We start from the raw sequence: 17,520 nt of genomic DNA on the forward strand, positions 1-17,520 counted from the left end.
TTCAAAATCAAGCTGCCTACAAAATATTCACTTATTTAATCTGCTCAATTTTGGTCATTGAATACGCAGTTTTCTCATTATACAAGTTATTGAGATTTTATTTTCATAATGTGAGACAATATGGCCAAATCCACCCAATCTTCCTCCGGTGGCGCGCAGCTTCTGGATCGAGCGGTAGCTCTTCTCGATCTTGTTGCAGACGGCGGCGTACAAGGCGTCACGCTCAAGGAACTGACGAACAGATCCGGACTCAACACGGCTACCTGCCACCGCATCCTCAACACGCTGGTCGGCCACAAGCTACTCGCCCGTGACGACAGGAAGCGCTGTTACCGGCTGGGCGCGCGTATGGCGATTTACGGTGCACGCGCCGCACGTGGACCTGGCATCATCAGCCGCTGCGAAATGGCGCTGACCCGCATTCGGCGCCGAACCGGCGATACCATCCACCTGATGGCCCGGCTGAACCACGATTCCGTTTGCCTCGACAGACGCGACGGAGAATGCGTGGTGCCGACACTGACCGGCTCGATCGGTGGTTCGGTCCCGCTTGGCGTCGGTCCAGGCTCAATTGCCATGCTCGCCTTCCTCGAAGAGGACGAACAGGAATTCATCATCCGCGCCAATATCGAGCGCTATGCCGCCTACCGCGATCTCACCGCCGACAAAGTGCGCCGACTGATCGCTGAAACACGCGAACGCGGTTATGCAATCGACGTCGGCGAGCTTATACCCGGGATTGCTGGCGTTTCCGTGCCGATTTTTTCGGATGGTACAACGCCAAACGCTTCCCTGGGCTTCACACTTTTAAGTGCCAAGCTGGAGCCCGGCACACTGGAGCAATATGCGATGCTGCTGAAGGACGAAATCTCGGCGATCGTCGATCAATAGCTGTCATCGAGCAGGCAGTTGACCCAGAATTCTGAAACACTCGCGCGGTTCGGCAAACTGACGACATGCAGGATGGAGCTGGCAATATCTTCAGGTTGGGTCAGGGTGTCCGACGGCGTCGCGCCTGCCAGAGGCAGCCCCATATCAGTCGCAACGAAACCCGGACATATGGCGGTCGCCCTTACACCCTTGTCGAAACCGGCATGACGGATTGCATGCGACAGGCCAAGGGCTGCGAATTTCGAGACCGAGTAGGCGCCAGACACTGCCGATTTGACCCTTTTCCCCGATAGCGAGGCGACAATCGCCACGCGACCAGCTCCGGACGCGATTAGCGGGTCCCAGCAGGCCTGCACAAGGCGCCGCGGGCCATTGACGTTGACGTCCATCAATGAGGCGAACTCCTCGTCAGTCGCTTCCACCACGGTCTTGCGCACCATGACGCCGGCGTTGGCAACAACAGCATCGATGCGCCCGAACCGTGCCAGAACGGCAGCAGCCCAGTCGACAGGCGATTGCGGGGCGAGCGCGTCATAGGCCTGCACGTGGACTAACGCTGGATCTGCCCATTCCGGCAGTAGCGGCGTGCGCATTCCAAGCGAGACCTTCCAGCCGGCCTCCATAAAGGCCCTGCCGGTGGCAGCACCGATACCGCGATTGCCTCCGGAAATGAGGACGGTTTTCCTGTCGGTCATATAGGTTTTCCTTTCTCAGGCATGGGGCAGAAGGGTGGCGCCTTCCTTGCGGGTTGCACGATTTTCCTGCATGCGAAAATAACGAAGGCGCAGACCGGGCGCGAAGGACATCAGCAACGGCGCCTTGTGCAGCGGTTCGACTTTCAGGGAGAGGTCCTTGTCCGGCACGCCCAGCGCCCATTCTGACAAGACGCCGCCAAGCATGGAGCCGGTTGGCACGCCGCGGCCAGAAAGTCCCGTACAGGCAATGATGCCGGGCGCCAGATCATAGAGCCTCGGGACAGTGCGCATCTGCATGTCCAGTTCACCGAACCAGAAATATTCCCAACGGATTTCCTCGCTGATCTGCGGATGAAGGAATTTCAGCCGGTCTGTGAGAACCTGCCGGGTATAGTCAGGGTCGGCGCCACGCTGGCCCATGGGGAACATGGAGGCAACAATGCGACCTTCACGGTTGTATTTGTAGACATAGATATCGCCGCGCCCATCATGCATGGTCGTATTGTGGGGCAGGACTTTTGCGCGCGTTTCCGGATCGAGCGGCTGGGTGGCCGCGAGAAACACTTTCTTGATGCGAAAGCTTTTATCGAGGTTTTTCCAGCCACCGACGGTGTAGGCGCCGGTCGCGAAGATCACCTTTTCAGCAAGCACAGTGCCCCGGGGCGTTCGCACGGACCATTTCCCGGCCTCTGGCCGGACATCCTCGACCGGGGACGCGGTAAACACCTGCCCGCCCTCTGCGATAACGGCGCGCGCAAGGCCACGTGCGTATGAAAGCGGGTTCAAATGACCGCCCTCCTCGTGATACCAGGCGCCATAAAAACGAGGGCTGCCTGTCAACGCTTCGACCTCGTCCCTGCCAATGACCCGGCAGCGCGCGCCAGCGCCGGCATATGCATCAGACTTCATCTGCAGCGTGGACATGGCGCCGGGACGCAATGCGCCCATAACATAACCATTCTGGACCCATTCGCAGTCGATTCCGTAGGTCGAGATCATCTCGACGACGCGATCATTGGCCCGCGTCTGGCGGTGAATAAGACGCTCCGCCCAGGGCTCGCCCAGAATTTTTCCGAGCGACGGCAGGCTGTAATAGCTGAAGGTCGGGGTGCAGTGGCCGGCATTGCGGCCCGAACCGCCAAAACCTGCCTCTTGCGCTTCGACCAAAGCAACCTTGACGCCCCTGCGCGCCAGCTCCAGCGCCGTCGTCAGTCCGGTATATCCCGCGCCCACGACACAGACGTTCACATCGACACGGCCTTCGAGCCTCGCGGTTTTCGGTGCGGGCGCTGCGGTTGCAAACCACAAGGTTTGGTCAAAAGGTGAAAATTTTCCCAAATTCGTTCTCCTCAAGGCACACGAAGGTAATCCGGGAACGGCACAGTTCCGGGAAAAGATGTCTCGACATGGATTACAGATGAGCACTGCTGATTTTCTATGCGTGCCAGATTTTACAGCAAATCGTCAATCGCGATCTCATATTACGACCGTCATGGCGTTGTTTTTTCATATAGTGATTTTTTTCCGTGAGACGAGGCAAGCATGGATCGGCAGATTGCCGAGACAACACCGGCCACTGCCGGACGCATTGAGGTCGGAACCGATTATTCAACCGCCAACACGAGACTGCCCAGGGCTTGACTCAAGGAAAATCAAAAGATATGTCACTTTCAATTCTAATATATCAGTTAGGCATTTGATATGTCTGTTACCCTTGAATTCCCATCGTTACCGCTGTCCGAACTCGTCACCCCCCAAGACCTGCCGGCTGAAGGAAACATGACCAACAGGATCCATGCCTTACTTCGCAAACTGATTGTCGAGGTGAAGCTGCTCCCAGGGCGGGCGCTGTCGGAAAAGGAGATCGCGACACTGCTGCACGTCAGCAAAACGCCCGTCCGCGAGGCGATCATTCGCCTTTCTGAAGAAGGTTTCGTGACTGTCGTGCCGCAAGGTGGCACCTACATCTCGCCGATCGACGTTCAGCGGTACATGGAGGCCTGTTTCATCCGGTTCAAGCTGGAAGAAGGCGCTGTGATCGAGGCCACCAAGCGGCATTCGCTGGAAGACATAGCACGGCTGAAAACCTGTCTGTCGCAGCAGCGCACTGCTGCCGCGGATGAGGAATTCACCAACTTTTTCCTGCTCGACGAGGAATTCCACCGCACGATCTTTTCGGCAGCTCGCCTTCCTGGAGCCTGGAGCGTGGTAAATCAGGCGAAAGGCGAAATGGACCGAATGCGACACCTGAAGCGCGTTTTTGCAGTCCGTCGCACCGAGAAGGTTATCGAAGAGCACGAAGCAATCGTGAACTCAATCGAATCCGGCGATGTCGAAGCGGCAAGAGAGGCCGTACAGCGCCACCTCGGATCACTCGAAACCAAAATCGCAGAACTCTCCAAGAACCCGAAGATCTGGACCTTCATCGAGCAGGTAAACACGCGCGTCACGAGGAAGCGCGCGTCACGGGGGCAGAAGACGCCTGACTGAACATTCAAGGCTTTTGAGGAGGGGCCTTTCATGTCCGCAGTTCAAATCAACGACGTCGTCAAGCGCTATGGTGCCCTTGAAGTCGTCCACGGTATCAATCTTTCCATACAGCCGCAGGAATTCGTTGTCCTCGTAGGTCCTTCGGGATGCGGAAAGTCCACCACGCTGCGCATGCTCGCCGGGCTGGAAGACATTTCGGACGGCACCGTTTCAATGGACGGCCGAGTGGTCAACAAGATCGCGCCCAAAGACCGCGATGTCGCGATGGTGTTTCAGAACTACGCGCTTTATCCGCATCTGAGCGTGGCCGATAACATCGCTTTTGGCCTGCGAGTCAGGGGCGAAAAGCGAGCGGTTATCGATAAAGCGGTGGCAGAAGCTGCACAGATCCTCGGGCTCACCGAATATCTGGGCCGCAAGCCGGCGGATCTTTCCGGTGGCCAGCGCCAACGTGTCGCCATGGGTCGTGCCATCGTGCGCAGGCCAAAAATCTTCCTGTTCGACGAACCTCTCTCGAACCTAGACGCCAAGCTGCGCACCCACATGCGGGCCGAGATTAAACTGCTGCACAAGCGGATGAACGCCACCAGCATCTACGTGACGCATGATCAGGTCGAGGCAATGACACTTGCGGACCGCATCGTCATCATGAATGGCGGCCATATCGAGCAGGTCGGTTCGCCGATGGAGGTTTTCCTCGAACCGGCCAACACGTTCGTCGCAAGTTTTATCGGCTCACCGCCCATGAACCTTCTGGACGGGACGATTGAAAAGCAGGATGGCACCGTAAAGGTCAAAATCACGGGTAGTGCCGGACAACGCTTCAGCGTCCCGGAAGCATTTGCGAAAAATGCGACGGAAGGACAGCAGGTCAAACTCGGCCTGCGACCCGAAATCATGTCGGTAGAGACCGAAGACAGTCGTGAAAACCTCAATTGCAGCATCGACCTCGTGGAGCCCTTGGGCGCGGAGGCTCTGCTCCACGGCAGGGCTGATGGCCAGCCATTTATCGCCAAGGCGGAAACACTTTACGGCGATCATACTCTCAACGGCGTCACCCGACTTGGCATCGATACCACACGCATCCATGTCTTCGATGCGGCAACCGGAAGGTCGCTGAAAACCCCAAGCGGGGCGCGACCATGAAAAAGGGTTTTCAGGAACGCCTTCACGATCTCCAGGAAGATGTTCGCCGCGACTGGCAGCTCTACCTACTTCTCGCTCCGATGATTATCTGGTTCGCCGTCTTTCTCTATAAGCCCATGTACGGGCTGGTCATCGCGTTTCAGGACTTCTCGATTTTTCGCGGCATTGCAAAGAGCCCGTGGGTCGGTTTTGAAAACTTCGCGGAGCTCTTTCACAACGACATGTTCATCCGCGCCTTCTGGAACACCCTAAAAATCAGCGCTCTCGGCCTGATCTTCGCGTTTCCGGTACCGATCATCCTGGCCTTGATGTTCAACGAGGTTCAAAACAGCGTTGCCCGAAGCTGGGCCCAGACGATCGTTTACCTGCCGCATTTCATTTCGGTGGTGATCGTGGCCGGCATCGTCATCAACTTCCTGTCGCCGTCGATAGGCATCGTCAATCTTCTGCTGAAAGGCCTTGGATTCGAGCCGATATACTTCCTGACCCAGCCGGAATGGTTTCGTCCGATTTATATCGGCTCGTCGGTCTGGAAGGAAGCGGGCTTCGAATCCATCGTCTATCTCGCCGCCATCGCTGGCGTGAGCCCGACGCTTTATGAATCCGCCCGGGTGGACGGGGCATCGCGCTGGCAGATGATGTGGCGGATCACCCTGCCCTGCATCCTGCCGACAATCGTGATCATGCTGATCATCCGCATCGGCAATCTGGTCGAGGTCGGGTTCGAATATATCATTCTGCTCTATCGGCCATCCACCTATGAAACGGCAGATGTCGTTTCCACCTTCATTTACCGCACCGGCTTGCAGGGTACCCAATACGATCTCGCGACGGCCGCCGGACTGTTCAATGCGGTTATCGCTTTCGTCCTCGTCTATTCGGCAAATCGCATCAGCCGAAAAGTCTCGTCGACATCGCTTTGGTGAGGAGCTGAAAGATGGCAAACTTCAATCTATATTCCCGCGGCGACAGGATTTTTGGCTGGGCAAATGCCATTCTTCTGGGTCTGTTCGTTCTGTCGACGCTTTATCCCTTCATCTATGTGCTGTCGGTCTCGCTATCTTCTGGGGCCGCCGTCACGGCTGGCCGTGTCACGCTATGGCCGGTTGATGTGACCCTTGCCGCTTACGACAGGGTATTGTCGGACAGGATGTTCTGGGTCGCCTATGGCAACACGTTCATCTACACCTTCGGCGGCACGCTGATGAGCCTGCTGATCATGATCCCCGGAGCCTACGCCCTTTCGCGCAAACGCCTGCGCGGCCGCACTTTCTTCAACATCGCCATCGCTTTTACGCTGTGGTTCAACGCCGGCATGATCCCCTTCTTTCTGAACATGCGCGATCTTGGACTTCTCGACAGCCGCTTCGGCATCATCCTCGGGTTTGCGGCAAACGCCTTCAACGTCATTCTGCTGCGCAACTTCTTCGAAGCGGTGCCAAAGTCCTTCGAAGAAGCCGCCAAAATGGACGGCGCAAGCGAGTTGCAGCTGCTGTGGAAGGTGTTCATTCCGCTTTCCAAGCCAGCAATCGTCACCGTTGCGCTGTTCTGCGTCGTTTCGCGGTGGAACGGTTACTTCTGGGCGATGGTCTTGCTGCGCGGCGAGGAAAAGATCCCGCTTCAGGTCTATCTGAAGCGCGTGATCGTCGATCTTAACTCGAACGACGAATTCGCATCGAGTCTGCTCACCGCCCACTATTCATTCGAGACGGTAACATCCGCGATCATGATCGCTTCCATCATTCCCGTCCTCATCATTTACCCCTACGCGCAGAAGTATTTCACAAAAGGAATTCTGCTGGGCGGAGTGAAAGAGTAGCAGCACAAGGGAGGAGAACCTGTGAGAGCACTACGAAAAGGCACGCCCCTACTGGCGTTGATGACAGCCGCAACCCTGGCCTTGCCGGCATCGGCGCAGGATTCAGGGAAAATTTCCAAGGATCCGCTGGAGCTTACGATCCACTTCCACTTCCGTGACAAATACGTCTACTCGGAAAAATGGCCGGTGGAGCAAAAGGCCGCCGAGATCACCAACATTCATGTCCGCAACGTGGCGTCGCTGGCGACCACCAGCAGCCGCGATGCATTCAACCTTCTGATCGCCTCGGGCAACCTTCCCGACATCGTCGGCGGCGACGCCACGGGCGGGCTGAAGGAAGACTTCATTCGCTACGGGTTGGAGGGCGCATTCATTCCACTCGATGACCTGATCGAGGAAAACGCCCCCAACCTCAAGGCATTCTTCGACAGCCACAAGGAAATCCGCAACGCCATCTCCGGACCGGACGGCAAGCTCTATTTCATCCCTTACGTCCCTGATGGCAAGTTCTCGCGCGGCTGGTTCATCCGCCAGGATTGGCTCGACAAGCTTGGGCTGAAGCAGCCGGAAACACCGGAAGAGGTCTACGAAGTTCTGAAAGCCTTCCGTGACAAGGACCCGAACGGCAACGGTCTCAAGGATGAAGTTCCCTACTTTGCCCGTGAGGAAATCGATGCGGTCCGCCTTATCAATCTGTGGGATGCGCGCGTGTCCGGATCCGAGCGTTATGGCGACTTTGCCGTTTATGACGGACAACTTCGTCATCCCTGGGCGGAGGAAAACTACAAGACCGGGATTTCCAACGTGGCCAAATGGTACAAGGAAGGCCTGATCGACAAGGAGATTTTCACCCGCGGTGCTCGCTCGCGTGAATATCTGCTGGGCAACAATCTCGGCGGCATGACGCATGACTGGTTCGCCAGCACCTCGACCTACAACGACGCCCTGTCGCCAAAGATCAACGGTTTCGCGCTAAAGCCGATGCTGCCGCCAAAGACGGTCTCGGGCCAACGGTTTGAGGATTCCCGTCGGCTGCGTGTCCAGCCCGTCGGCTGGGCTATTTCGGCGACCAACGAACACCCGGTCGAAACAATCAAGTATTTCGATTTCTGGTTCTCTCAACAGGGGCGCATCCTGTCGAATTTCGGCGTCGAGGGCCTGACCTACGAGATGGTCGATGGCAAGCCGCAATTCAAGAAGGAAATCCTCGACAACAAGGACCCGGTGAATGCCCAGTTGTGGGCGGTCGGTGCGGCGATCCCGCGCGGATACTGGATGGACTACGAATATGAGCGCCAGTGGACAAACAAGATCGCGCTTGAAGGCATCGATATGTACGACAAGTGCAACTGCCTCAAGGATGAGTTCATGGGCGTTTCCCTGAACGCAGAGGAAAAGGCGACATTCGACCGCTACTGGCCGAGCATCCTCACCTACATGACCGAGATGCAGCAGACTTGGATACTGGGTGCCCAGGACGTCGATGCCGGCTGGGATGCCTACAAGAAGCGCCTCACGGCCCTCGGTTACGACGAGGTCATCAAGATGATGCAGTCGGCCTATGACCGCCAGTACAAGGCCGCGCAATAAACCTTCGACCGTGATGGCGGCTTTGTCGCCGCCATCCTTTCCCTTCTGTTTTCATAGGAGTTAGAGCGCAATGTGTCCCTCTGCCCCGGCCATCTCCCGACAGACACTTCTCGATGAACCCCGGCCGGGTTCATTGACCATTGGCTACGAGCCGAGCGAAGAAGTACCGCCGACGGAGAACCCTCCGCGCTTTTCATGGCTGCCCGACATCGACGACGGTGCGCGCTACGTATTGCGGATTTCGTCCGATCCCGGTTTTGCAGACAAAAAGACGCTCGTCTTTGAAGATCTCGCGTGGAATTTCTTCACGCCGGACGAAGCCCTTCCGGAAGGCCGCTATCACTGGTGTTATGCGTTGTGGGGCCAGACGTCCGCGACGCCGGATTCCAACTGGAGTACCGTGCGCAGCTTCGAGATCGACGCTTCGCTGCCGAAAACGCCACTACCTGGCAGGCAGGCCCGTCATGCAGCCGCGCATGCCAGCCATCCACGGCTCTGGCTCAATCCGGAACAGTTGCGCTGCTTCTCGGAGGCGGTGGCAAAGGACCCCAATCATTGCAGCTGGTCCGAGTTCTACGAGAAATCGGTAAAACCCTGGCTTGAGCGGCCAGTCATGCCGGAACCTCAGCCTTATCCCAACAATATGCGTGTCGCAGGACTCTGGCGACAGATGTATATCGACTGCCAGGAAGTGATCTATGCGATCCGGCACCTGGCCATTGCCGGTCGGGTGCTCGGACGCGACGAACTACTCGATGCGTCGCGCAAGTGGCTGCTGGCAGTCGCTGGCTGGGATCCGAAAGGCGCGACCTCCCGGGCCTATAATGACGAGGCGGGGTTCCGCGTCGTCGTGGCACTCGCCTGGGGCTATGACTGGCTATACGATTATCTGAGCGAAGACGAGCGCGAGACCGTACGCTCGGTTCTTCTTGAACGAACGCGGGAGGTCGCCGACCATGTTATTGCCCATGCCCGCATCCACGTGTTTCCCTATGACAGCCATGCCGTACGTTCGCTTTCGGCAGTATTGACGCCGGCCTGTATCGCACTTCAGGGCGAAAGCGACGAGGCGGGCGAATGGCTCGATTATACCGTTGAATTCCTCGCCACCCTCTATTCTCCCTGGGCTGGAACTGACGGTGGCTGGGCGGAAGGGCCACATTACTGGATGACCGGCATGGCTTATCTCATAGAGGCCGCCAATCTGGTCCGCTCCTATATCGGTTACGATCTTTATCAGCGGCCATTTTTCCAGAACACGGGGCGCTTCCCGCTTTATACCAAGGCGCCGGGAACCCGTCGCGCCAATTTTGGCGACGACTCCACGCTTGGCGATCTTCCCGGCCTGAAACTGGGTTACAATGTTCGGCAATTTGCCGGCGTTACCGGCAACGGCCATTACCAATGGTATTTCGATCACATCAAGGCCGATGCGACGGGCACAGAAATGGCCTTCTACAATTACGGCTGGTGGGACCTGAACTTCGACGATCTCGTCTATCGTCACGACTATCAGCAGGTGGAAGCAGTCTCGCCTGCAGACTTGCCGGCACTCGCTGTTTTCGATGATATCGGTTGGGCGACCATCCAGCAACATATGGAAGACCCGGAACGGCATCTGCAATTCGTCTTCAAATCCAGTCCCTACGGTTCGCTAAGCCATAGCCATGGCGACCAGAATGCCTTCGTCCTCTATGCCTACGGCGAGGATCTGGCGATCCAGTCCGGCTATTACGTGGCGTTTAACTCGCAGATGCATCTGAACTGGCGCCGTCAGACACGGTCGAAGAACGCCGTCCTGATCGGCGGCAAGGGACAATATGCGGAAAAGGACAAGGCACTCGCGCGTCGTGCCGCCGGCCGTATCGTATCGGTTGAGGAAAATCCGGGACATATCCGGATCCTCGGAGATGCGACGTCTGCCTATCAGGTCGCGAACCCGTCGGTTATGAAAGCGCAGCGCGAAATGCACTTCGTCAACGACAGCTATTTCGTGATTGTCGATGAGGTGGAGTGCTCCGAGCCCCAGGAACTGCAATGGCTTTGCCATACCACAGGGGCACCGCAGACCGGCAAGTCGAGCTTTCGCTACAATGGCCAAAAGGCGGGCTTTTACGGCCAGTTTGTCTTCTCGTCAGCCGGCACACCGCAGATCGCGGCCGTCGAAGGTTTTCCCGACATTGATCCCAAGGAGTTCGAGGGTCTTGATATCCACCATCACGTCTGCGCCACGGTTCCAGCAGCAACTCGGCATCGGCTGGTCACCCTTCTGGTGCCTTACAGTTTAAAGGAGCCGAAGCGCATCTTCAGCTTCATAGACGATCAGGGTTTTTCGACCGACATCTATTTCAGCGACGTCGACGACGAGCGTTTCAAGCTCTCCCTTCCCAAGCAATTCTAACCATACGAGGTTCTTCAAATGCAGCGTTTTACCAATATGACCGTTGTTGTAGCCGGCGCCGGCCGGGATATCGGCCGGGCATGCGCCATTCGTTTTGCGCAGGAAGGCGCCAATGTCGTCCTCACCTACAATGGAGCCGCTGAAGGTGCGGCCACGGCTGTTGCCGAAATCGAAAAGCTTGGCCGTTCGGCTCTGGCGATCAAGGCAGACCTGACAAACGCAAGCGAAGTAGAGGCTGCCATTTCTGCTGCCGCAGACAAATTCGGTGAGATCCATGGCCTCGTCCATGTTGCGGGTGGGCTTATCGCCCGCAAGACAATCGCTGACATGGACGAAGCCTTCTGGCATCAGGTCCTCGACGTCAACCTGACGTCGCTGTTCCTGACAGCCAAGGCCGCACTGCCCAAAATGGCAAAGGGCGGCGCGATCGTAACCTTCTCGTCGCAGGCGGGCCGTGACGGCGGTGGGCCGGGCGCGCTCGCCTATGCCACTTCCAAGGGTGCCGTGATGACTTTTACCCGAGGACTTGCCAAGGAAGTTGGCCCGAATATTCGCGTCAACGCCGTCTGCCCCGGCATGATCTCCACCACCTTCCACGACACCTTCACCAAACCCGAAGTGCGTGAAAGGGTGGCAGGCGCCACATCGCTGAAGCGCGAAGGCTCAAGCGAAGACGTTGCCGGTCTGGTGGCGTTTCTTGCGTCCGACGATGCCGCTTATATCACCGGCGCCTGCTACGACATCAATGGCGGCGTCCTGTTCTCCTGATATCCGGTAAAAAACCATGTCCGTATCGTTACCAAGGGCGAGCCGGATTGCCGTTCTCGGCACTTCGCTCGTCCAACAGAACCATATTGGCGACGCGTCCTCGCTGGCCACATCGGCCCGCGGCTGGATGAGTTGGGCCGAGGTATTGTCGCATGGCAGGCTTTGCTGCCCTGTCCACCATGATCCATCAGCACCAACAGGCTGGGAACCGAGCAATCGACCGGGTGTCAGCCGGTTCTTTTCCGGCCTCAATTTCGGAGTTTCCGGCCAGAAGGCAATCGAGATCGAACGGCGGCTACCGCGACTGCTGCAATCGGATTTCGATCTGGTCATCGTCGATGCCGGCACTAACGACATGATGGTGGAAACACGCCAGACGATTGCCGATACACGGGCGCGGATCGTTTCGGCTCTGCTCGACGCAGGCAAAACCGTCATCCTGCTCCCGATCCTCGCCCGTGGCACCGAGAAATGGCCGGCAGGCGGTGCAGAGCGGGCAAAAGCGCACTGGATCAACCGGCAGAGCATCGAATTTGCCGCAGATCATGCCAATTGCCATGTCTTCGACTGGAATTCGGCATGGGTCGATCCCGAAAGTGAATTCGGCGAGCCTCATCCCGGCTATTCCGACGACGGCACCCATTTTGCGGTGACAGGCGCTTTTGCCGTAGGAAAGCTGCTTGCCACCTATCTGGAGGCGATCGTGCCGCGAGCGCCGGCCCGTATTCTGGCGACAGACGATCGTTTTGACCCGGTAAACAATCCAGCTGGCAATCTGGCCTCTGATTTTTCAGCCCTGACAGTCACGGAAACAGGTGAACAAAGCCACCGTCTCGGCGGGCGGCTTGTCCATCCGGGCACAGGCTTATGGGTGGAGGCCATATGCGATGTTGATGTGCCGGCGCATAGCGACGTACTCGGAGTATCGCTGCGTCTGAAAGATGCTGCAGCCGAAGGACAGCAGGCGGTAGCACTTGCGCCTTTCCCTGCCGAAGACGGCACATTTTTTCCTTTCCCTGCCACCCAATGGACAGGGGCGCTCAGAACTCCTCCCCTGAAACTCAGGCCAGGTGAAGCCCCTCCCGAAGTTTTTCTCGATGTGATCCTGCGGCCCGGTTCTCAACCGATCGAAATCGACGTCAACCGCATCGAGGTTCGACCTGTTTCAAGTCCGGTACGCCGATGAGACCATCTCAAGACAAACCACGGCTGTTGATCGCCATGCGGAACGAGCTTCCCGAAGGTTTCTTTGGTTCGCGCGAATGGGCACGTATGAATGCCGTAACCGACATCATACCGGGTTTCCCCTACACGGATTTCGACACGGAAGCGGGAGCAGAAGCGTTGGCCGAGGCGGACATTTTGCTCGCCGCCTGGGGCACGCCATCCCTGACACGCGAGCGCCTCGCCCGTGCGCCAAAGCTCAGGATGGTCGCTTATGCCGCGTCCTCGGTGCGCGCTGTTGCTCCCGCCGAATTCTGGGAAACATCCGATATTCTTATCACCACGGCGGCATCGGCCATGGCCGTGCCGGTTGCCGAGTTTACCTATGCGGCAATCATCATGTGCGGCAAGGATGTGTTTCGTCTGAGAGACGAGCATCGGGTAGAGCGCGGCACCGGCGGTTTTGGCAGCAGACGTGGCATGAGCCTGCCCCATCTCGGCAATCATTCCCGCAAAGTCGGCATCGTCGGCGCGTCACGGATTGGTCGGCTTGTCATGGAAATGCTCACGCGCGGAAAATTCGAGATCGCCGCCTACGACCCTTTTCTTTCGGTGGAAGACGCGGCCGCAATTGGTGCTACAAAAATGGAGCTCGACGAGCTTCTCGCCTGGTGCGATGTGGTCTCCCTGCACGCGCCGATCCTGCCTGAAACCCGCCACATGATTGGTGCCCGCGAACTGGCGCTGCTGGCGGATCATGCGATCTTCATCAACACGGCACGGGGCTGGCTGGTCGATCACGACGCATTGCTGGCCGAGGCACTTTCCGGGCGGCTGCGTATCCTGATCGATACACCGGAGCCGGAACCCTTGCCGACGGATAGCCCATTCTACGATTTGCCCAATGTCGTGCTTACCCCCCACATTGCTGGGGCGCTGGGAAATGAATTGCGGGCGCTTTCCGATCTCGCCATTACCGAGATCGAACGTTTCGTCGCGGGGCAAGCCGCGCTTCACCCGGTCCACAAACAGGATATGGAGCGTATGGCATGAGCGCTTTCGATTATTGTTTTTCAACGCTTGGCTGCTCCGAACTTAGCCTGCACGAAGCGGCCGATCTGGCACAGAGGCATGGCATCGTGCATGTGGAGTTGCGCACGCTCTCCGGTACGGTCGACCTCATCCCGGCACTCACTGCCGAATTTGCCACTCCTTCCAGATTTGCAGCCTTTCTGGCCGAAAGTGATCTCGAGGTTGCCGCCCTAAACACATCCATTCGGCTATTCGGCAGCACCGATCTTTCCGCCATCGAGCCCTTTATAGACTGGGCGGAAGCCGCGAACATTTCCTATCTGCGCATCTTCGACGGTGGCAAACAGTTGGGACAGGATGAGATGACACAGGCAGCGGGCCTGTTGGACAACTGGCAATCGCTGCGACTATCACGCGGTCTGAATGTCGACCTCATGATCGAAACACACGACGCGCTGGCGGACTTCGAGCAGCTTCTCCACTTCATCGCGTGCGTGCCAGCATCTAAGCTCTTGTGGGACACTCACCACACCTGGGCCAAAGGCAGCGATCTCAAAATCCTTTGGCAACACATCGCACAAAATGTCGTCCATCTGCACGTCAAGGACAGCACCACGGACAGCGATGGCCGACGACGCTACGTATTGCCCGGCCATGGCGATTTTCCCATGGCGGAACTGCTTTCGCTTTTACAGTCGGATGAACGACATATCCCTCTCAGTCTGGAATGGGAACGCCACTGGCATCCCGAACTGTCCCCGCTGGACGATGCGCTAAAAGCTGCGCGCGGCTGGTGGCGACAAGGAGCTTTTTAATGCGCATAGCCGAAATTCACCTCACACCGGTCGCCATTCCCGACAGGCCGCTACTGAACTGTAAAGGCGTGCATCAGCCGCATGCGTTGCGCACCGTCATCGAGGTCATATGTGACGACGGTACGGTCGGCCTTGGTGAAAGTTACGGAAGTATCAAGGCGCTGGATGGGTTGCGACGGGCGGCCCCTGCCCTGATCGGACTCGACCCGTTTCATCTTCACGAGCTGAAATCTCGCGTCATCACCGCATTGCCCGGCAGTGGCGGCATCAATGCCAAATCGGCGGTGGCCGATCACAAGTTGACGGACGTGGTTGCCTCAGCCTTTGAAGTCCCCTGCCTCGACATTCAGGGCAAGCTTCTCGGGCGGCCGGTCTCGGATCTGCTTGGTGGCGCCATTCGTACCAGCGTTCCGTTTAGCGCCTACCTGTTTTTCAAATTCGCAGCCCATATAGGTGAAGCCGAGGATGAATGGGGAGAGGTACTTACGCCTGATCAGATGGTTGGCGAAGCCCGCAGGATGGTCGACACATACGGTTTCCAGTCGCTGAAGCTCAAGGGTGGCGTGCTGCATCCGGATCTCGAGATCGAGACCATGCTGAAGCTTCGGGAAGCTTTTCCCAAGCATCCGCTGCGGATCGACCCCAATGGCGGCTGGACTGTGGACACGGCCATCTACATCGCACGCAAGCTTGAGAATATCCTTGAATATCTCGAGGATCCGGTCATCGGTATGGATCAGATGGCACAAGTCGCAGCCGCTACGTCGATCCCGCTCGCCACGAACATGATCGTCCTTGAATTCGACCAGATCGCCGCGGCCTTCCGCAAAAATGCGGTGCAGATTGTGCTGTCAGATCACCATTATTGGGGTGGATTGCGCGCCTCGACCCATCTCGGGAAGATTTGCGAGACACTGGGTCTTGGCGTCTCCATGCATTCCAACTCGCATCTCGGCATCACACTGGCGGCAATGGTCCATGCTGCCGCCGCAACGCCGAACCTGAGCTTCGATTGCGACACGCATTACCCATGGACCGGTGTCGACGTGATCGAGGGCACGCCGTTCACGTTCCGTGGCGGTCGCCTCGATGTCCCCAATGGGCCGGGACTTGGCGTGACGCTCGATCGGCAAAAACTCACCGAACTTGCGGCACTTTACGAACAGACCTCGATGAAAGAACGTGATGATACGGCCTATATGAAGCTCTTCGACCCAGACTATGAAAGACGTGTGCCACGCTGGTGACGAGAAGATGCCATGTTACACCCTCGTCAACCTCGAGGCAGCACACCTGTCCTCCTTACCCAGACCGTGACAGTCTTCGCGGTAATCGCTTCGCAGGGGCGGCAAATCAGCTCGCTCGGCATTCTAGAGCCCGTGCACGATACCGCCCCGCATAGCGGACAACTTCCCGCTACACATTCATCATCCGGCCTATCTCAATTCACATGCGGATCTCTGTCGCGCGAAAGACGAGACGCGGCGATGACACCATCTTCCGGTGCAAGTAGATCGTGTCTTTCGGCAAAGGCCACGAACAAACCGCGGGCGGTCTCCGCTTCAATCTCGCCGCGCAACGCGGCAGCACATGCCTTAAGCGCAATGGAATGTGCGCTATCTCGGTTTGTTGCGGGCCACTCGGAAAGATGTCGGTAGGCCTCCAGCACGTTTCGAACCTCCGCTGGAAAGCCGAGACCGACAAGAATGAAAACAGGCTGTCTGAACATATCGGGTTTCATTACTTTCTCCTTCCCATCCCGGATATTCGTGGGCGCCATCGCGACGGCGCCCCTGTTCATCCAACAATGTAAATCAAGCCGCCCTCTGTGCTTCGATCTGGCCCGGGGCAACTGTCGGCACCAGAACCGCATCGGTCTGGATGTCGATTTTCCGGGGCTTCAGGGCCTCCGGGATTTCGCGGACGAGATCGATCGAAAGGAGACCGTTTTTCAGTTCGGCGCCGTTCACTCTGACATGATCGGCGAGCTCGAACCTATGCTCGAACGGACGGGCCGCAATGCCGCGGTGCAGGTAGCCCTCCGCGGGTGTCTCCTGCCTCTTGCCTGTCACGGTCAGGAGATTGGACTGGAAAGTGATGTCGATCTCGTCCCGTGTAAAACCAGCCACCGCAATAGAAATCTGATAGCTGTCTTCGGCCGTCCTGATAATGTCATAGGGCGGCCAGTCACTGATCGAGCGGGTGCGCTGGGCGTTTTCGAGAAGATTGAAGACCCGGTCGAATCCGATGCTCGATCGGTACAACGGTGCATAGTCGTAAGATGTTGCCATAACCATATCCTCCTTGAAGCAACATGGGTACCAAAGCGCCAAAAGCGGCGCTTCCAGCACGGCCAGTCCTGTCATCAGCGACTGGCGGCTGACGATTTGGTTTTTCGTGTTTTCAAAATCAAGATGCGAAGCGAACGAAATTTGCTTTCGCACCCGTATTAAATATGGCTCGGGTACCGCGCGATCAAACGCCTCCAGCCACGCCGATATTCGGCCCGGGAAGCAGGATTTCTGCCCGAGCCTGGGCACAACCTGGAACCGCCATTGAGGCACCACTCTCCTGGACATCGGCGGGTAACTCGGTCGGACTCGGTGTTACATCCATATCTAAGACAGGACTTCGGTTCGAGGCCACAGAGCGTCGCGTGCGGCTGCGCATCGGGACGGCGCGCAGTCAGTTCGCGATCCACATCGGCCG

Annotated in this window: 16 protein-coding genes; 12 read left to right on the forward strand and 4 right to left on the reverse strand. The window is 57.6% G+C overall.

What is annotated here, in order from left to right:
* Positions 1-120 precede the first annotated feature (120 nt).
* Positions 121-891 (forward strand): IclR family transcriptional regulator, encoded by a 771-nt coding sequence (locus FB593_RS16955; protein ID WP_019566338.1) that lies wholly within the window; start codon positions 121-123, stop codon positions 889-891.
* Here the strand turns inward: FB593_RS16955 and FB593_RS16960 are convergent.
* Positions 885-1,586, reverse strand: a complete 702-nt coding sequence (locus tag FB593_RS16960) for an SDR family NAD(P)-dependent oxidoreductase (protein ID WP_019566339.1) — start codon at positions 1,584-1,586, stop codon at positions 885-887. The two genes, FB593_RS16955 and FB593_RS16960, sit on opposite strands and share 7 nt — an antisense overlap.
* A gap of 15 nt (positions 1,587-1,601) precedes the next feature.
* Positions 1,602-2,924: an NAD(P)/FAD-dependent oxidoreductase gene (locus FB593_RS16965; RefSeq protein ID WP_145166785.1), complete on the reverse strand. Its 1,323-nt coding sequence runs from the start codon at positions 2,922-2,924 to the stop codon at positions 1,602-1,604.
* Positions 2,925-3,365: 441 nt separating this feature from the next.
* On the opposite strand from FB593_RS16965, the gene FB593_RS16970 reads away from it, so the two are divergent.
* The 11 genes from FB593_RS16970 to FB593_RS17020 all read left to right on the forward strand — a co-directional run bounded on the left by FB593_RS16970 (position 3,366) and on the right by FB593_RS17020 (position 16,058).
* Positions 3,366-4,076, forward strand: a complete 711-nt coding sequence (locus tag FB593_RS16970; RefSeq protein ID WP_035199230.1) for a GntR family transcriptional regulator — start codon at positions 3,366-3,368, stop codon at positions 4,074-4,076.
* A 30-nt stretch (positions 4,077-4,106) separates the two neighbouring features.
* Entirely contained in the window at positions 4,107-5,222 is a 1,116-nt protein-coding gene (locus FB593_RS16975) for an ABC transporter ATP-binding protein (protein WP_013761266.1), read from the forward strand.
* Positions 5,219-6,148 (forward strand): ABC transporter permease, encoded by a 930-nt coding sequence (locus FB593_RS16980; protein ID WP_013761267.1) that lies wholly within the window; start codon positions 5,219-5,221, stop codon positions 6,146-6,148. Before FB593_RS16975 ends, FB593_RS16980 begins: the two co-directional genes overlap by 4 nt.
* An 11-nt stretch (positions 6,149-6,159) precedes the next feature.
* A complete protein-coding gene (locus FB593_RS16985) occupies positions 6,160-7,041 on the forward strand; it encodes a carbohydrate ABC transporter permease (RefSeq protein WP_013761268.1) in 882 nt (293 codons plus the stop codon).
* A gap of 60 nt (positions 7,042-7,101) precedes the next feature.
* A complete protein-coding gene (locus tag FB593_RS16990) occupies positions 7,102-8,631 on the forward strand; it encodes an extracellular solute-binding protein (protein ID WP_003517573.1) in 1,530 nt (509 codons plus the stop codon).
* Between the two features lie 70 nt (positions 8,632-8,701).
* Positions 8,702-11,032: an alginate lyase gene (locus FB593_RS16995; RefSeq protein WP_145166786.1), complete on the forward strand. Its 2,331-nt coding sequence runs from the start codon at positions 8,702-8,704 to the stop codon at positions 11,030-11,032.
* Positions 11,033-11,050: 18 nt separating this feature from the next.
* Entirely contained in the window at positions 11,051-11,800 is a 750-nt protein-coding gene (locus tag FB593_RS17000; protein ID WP_003517575.1) for an SDR family NAD(P)-dependent oxidoreductase, read from the forward strand.
* 16 nt (positions 11,801-11,816) lie between these two features.
* Complete coding sequence (locus FB593_RS17005; RefSeq protein WP_112222071.1) at positions 11,817-12,986, forward strand: SGNH/GDSL hydrolase family protein; 1,170 nt, start codon at positions 11,817-11,819, stop codon at positions 12,984-12,986.
* Positions 12,983-14,017 carry a hydroxyacid dehydrogenase gene (locus tag FB593_RS17010; protein WP_162694094.1) on the forward strand — a complete coding sequence of 345 codons (1,035 nt, stop codon included), beginning with the start codon at positions 12,983-12,985 and terminating at the stop codon, positions 14,015-14,017. Before FB593_RS17005 ends, FB593_RS17010 begins: the two co-directional genes overlap by 4 nt.
* Complete coding sequence (locus tag FB593_RS17015) at positions 14,014-14,811, forward strand: sugar phosphate isomerase/epimerase family protein (protein WP_112222067.1); 798 nt, start codon at positions 14,014-14,016, stop codon at positions 14,809-14,811. Before FB593_RS17010 ends, FB593_RS17015 begins: the two co-directional genes overlap by 4 nt.
* Entirely contained in the window at positions 14,811-16,058 is a 1,248-nt protein-coding gene (locus FB593_RS17020; protein ID WP_111804141.1) for a glucarate dehydratase family protein, read from the forward strand. The genes FB593_RS17015 and FB593_RS17020 overlap by 1 nt, the downstream gene beginning before the upstream one ends.
* Positions 16,059-16,252: 194 nt before the next feature.
* Here FB593_RS17020 and FB593_RS17025 read toward each other — a convergent pair whose 3' ends face one another.
* Together FB593_RS17025 and FB593_RS17030 are read right to left on the reverse strand one after the other, a co-directional pair.
* Positions 16,253-16,552 carry a DUF982 domain-containing protein gene (locus FB593_RS17025; RefSeq protein WP_035199246.1) on the reverse strand — a complete coding sequence of 100 codons (300 nt, stop codon included), beginning with the start codon at positions 16,550-16,552 and terminating at the stop codon, positions 16,253-16,255.
* 73 nt (positions 16,553-16,625) lie between these two features.
* Positions 16,626-17,102, reverse strand: coding sequence for an Hsp20 family protein (locus FB593_RS17030; RefSeq protein ID WP_112222131.1), 477 nt, complete (start codon positions 17,100-17,102; stop codon positions 16,626-16,628).
* Between the last annotated feature and the right edge of the window lie 418 nt (positions 17,103-17,520).

Source organism: Rhizobium sp. SJZ105 (assembly GCF_007828365.1).
Lineage (GTDB): Bacteria > Pseudomonadota > Alphaproteobacteria > Rhizobiales > Rhizobiaceae > Agrobacterium > Agrobacterium tumefaciens.

What these genes read in the sequence shown, in the direction of transcription:
- FB593_RS16955 (WP_019566338.1), top strand. Translation starts at nt 121, where the DNA reads ATGGCCAAATCCACCCAATCTTCCTCCGGTGGCGCGCAGCTTCTGGAT.
- FB593_RS16960 (WP_019566339.1), bottom strand. Translation starts at nt 1,586, where the DNA reads ATGACCGACAGGAAAACCGTCCTCATTTCCGGAGGCAATCGCGGTATC.
- FB593_RS16970 (WP_035199230.1), top strand. Translation starts at nt 3,366, where the DNA reads ATGACCAACAGGATCCATGCCTTACTTCGCAAACTGATTGTCGAGGTG.
- FB593_RS16975 (WP_013761266.1), top strand. Translation starts at nt 4,107, where the DNA reads ATGTCCGCAGTTCAAATCAACGACGTCGTCAAGCGCTATGGTGCCCTT.
- FB593_RS16980 (WP_013761267.1), top strand. Translation starts at nt 5,219, where the DNA reads ATGAAAAAGGGTTTTCAGGAACGCCTTCACGATCTCCAGGAAGATGTT.
- FB593_RS16985 (WP_013761268.1), top strand. Translation starts at nt 6,160, where the DNA reads ATGGCAAACTTCAATCTATATTCCCGCGGCGACAGGATTTTTGGCTGG.
- FB593_RS16990 (WP_003517573.1), top strand. Translation starts at nt 7,102, where the DNA reads ATGACAGCCGCAACCCTGGCCTTGCCGGCATCGGCGCAGGATTCAGGG.
- FB593_RS16995 (WP_145166786.1), top strand. Translation starts at nt 8,702, where the DNA reads ATGTGTCCCTCTGCCCCGGCCATCTCCCGACAGACACTTCTCGATGAA.
- FB593_RS17000 (WP_003517575.1), top strand. Translation starts at nt 11,051, where the DNA reads ATGCAGCGTTTTACCAATATGACCGTTGTTGTAGCCGGCGCCGGCCGG.
- FB593_RS17005 (WP_112222071.1), top strand. Translation starts at nt 11,817, where the DNA reads ATGTCCGTATCGTTACCAAGGGCGAGCCGGATTGCCGTTCTCGGCACT.
- FB593_RS17010 (WP_162694094.1), top strand. Translation starts at nt 12,983, where the DNA reads ATGAGACCATCTCAAGACAAACCACGGCTGTTGATCGCCATGCGGAAC.
- FB593_RS17015 (WP_112222067.1), top strand. Translation starts at nt 14,014, where the DNA reads ATGAGCGCTTTCGATTATTGTTTTTCAACGCTTGGCTGCTCCGAACTT.
- FB593_RS17020 (WP_111804141.1), top strand. Translation starts at nt 14,811, where the DNA reads ATGCGCATAGCCGAAATTCACCTCACACCGGTCGCCATTCCCGACAGG.
- FB593_RS17025 (WP_035199246.1), bottom strand. Translation starts at nt 16,552, where the DNA reads ATGAAACCCGATATGTTCAGACAGCCTGTTTTCATTCTTGTCGGTCTC.
- FB593_RS17030 (WP_112222131.1), bottom strand. Translation starts at nt 17,102, where the DNA reads ATGGCAACATCTTACGACTATGCACCGTTGTACCGATCGAGCATCGGA.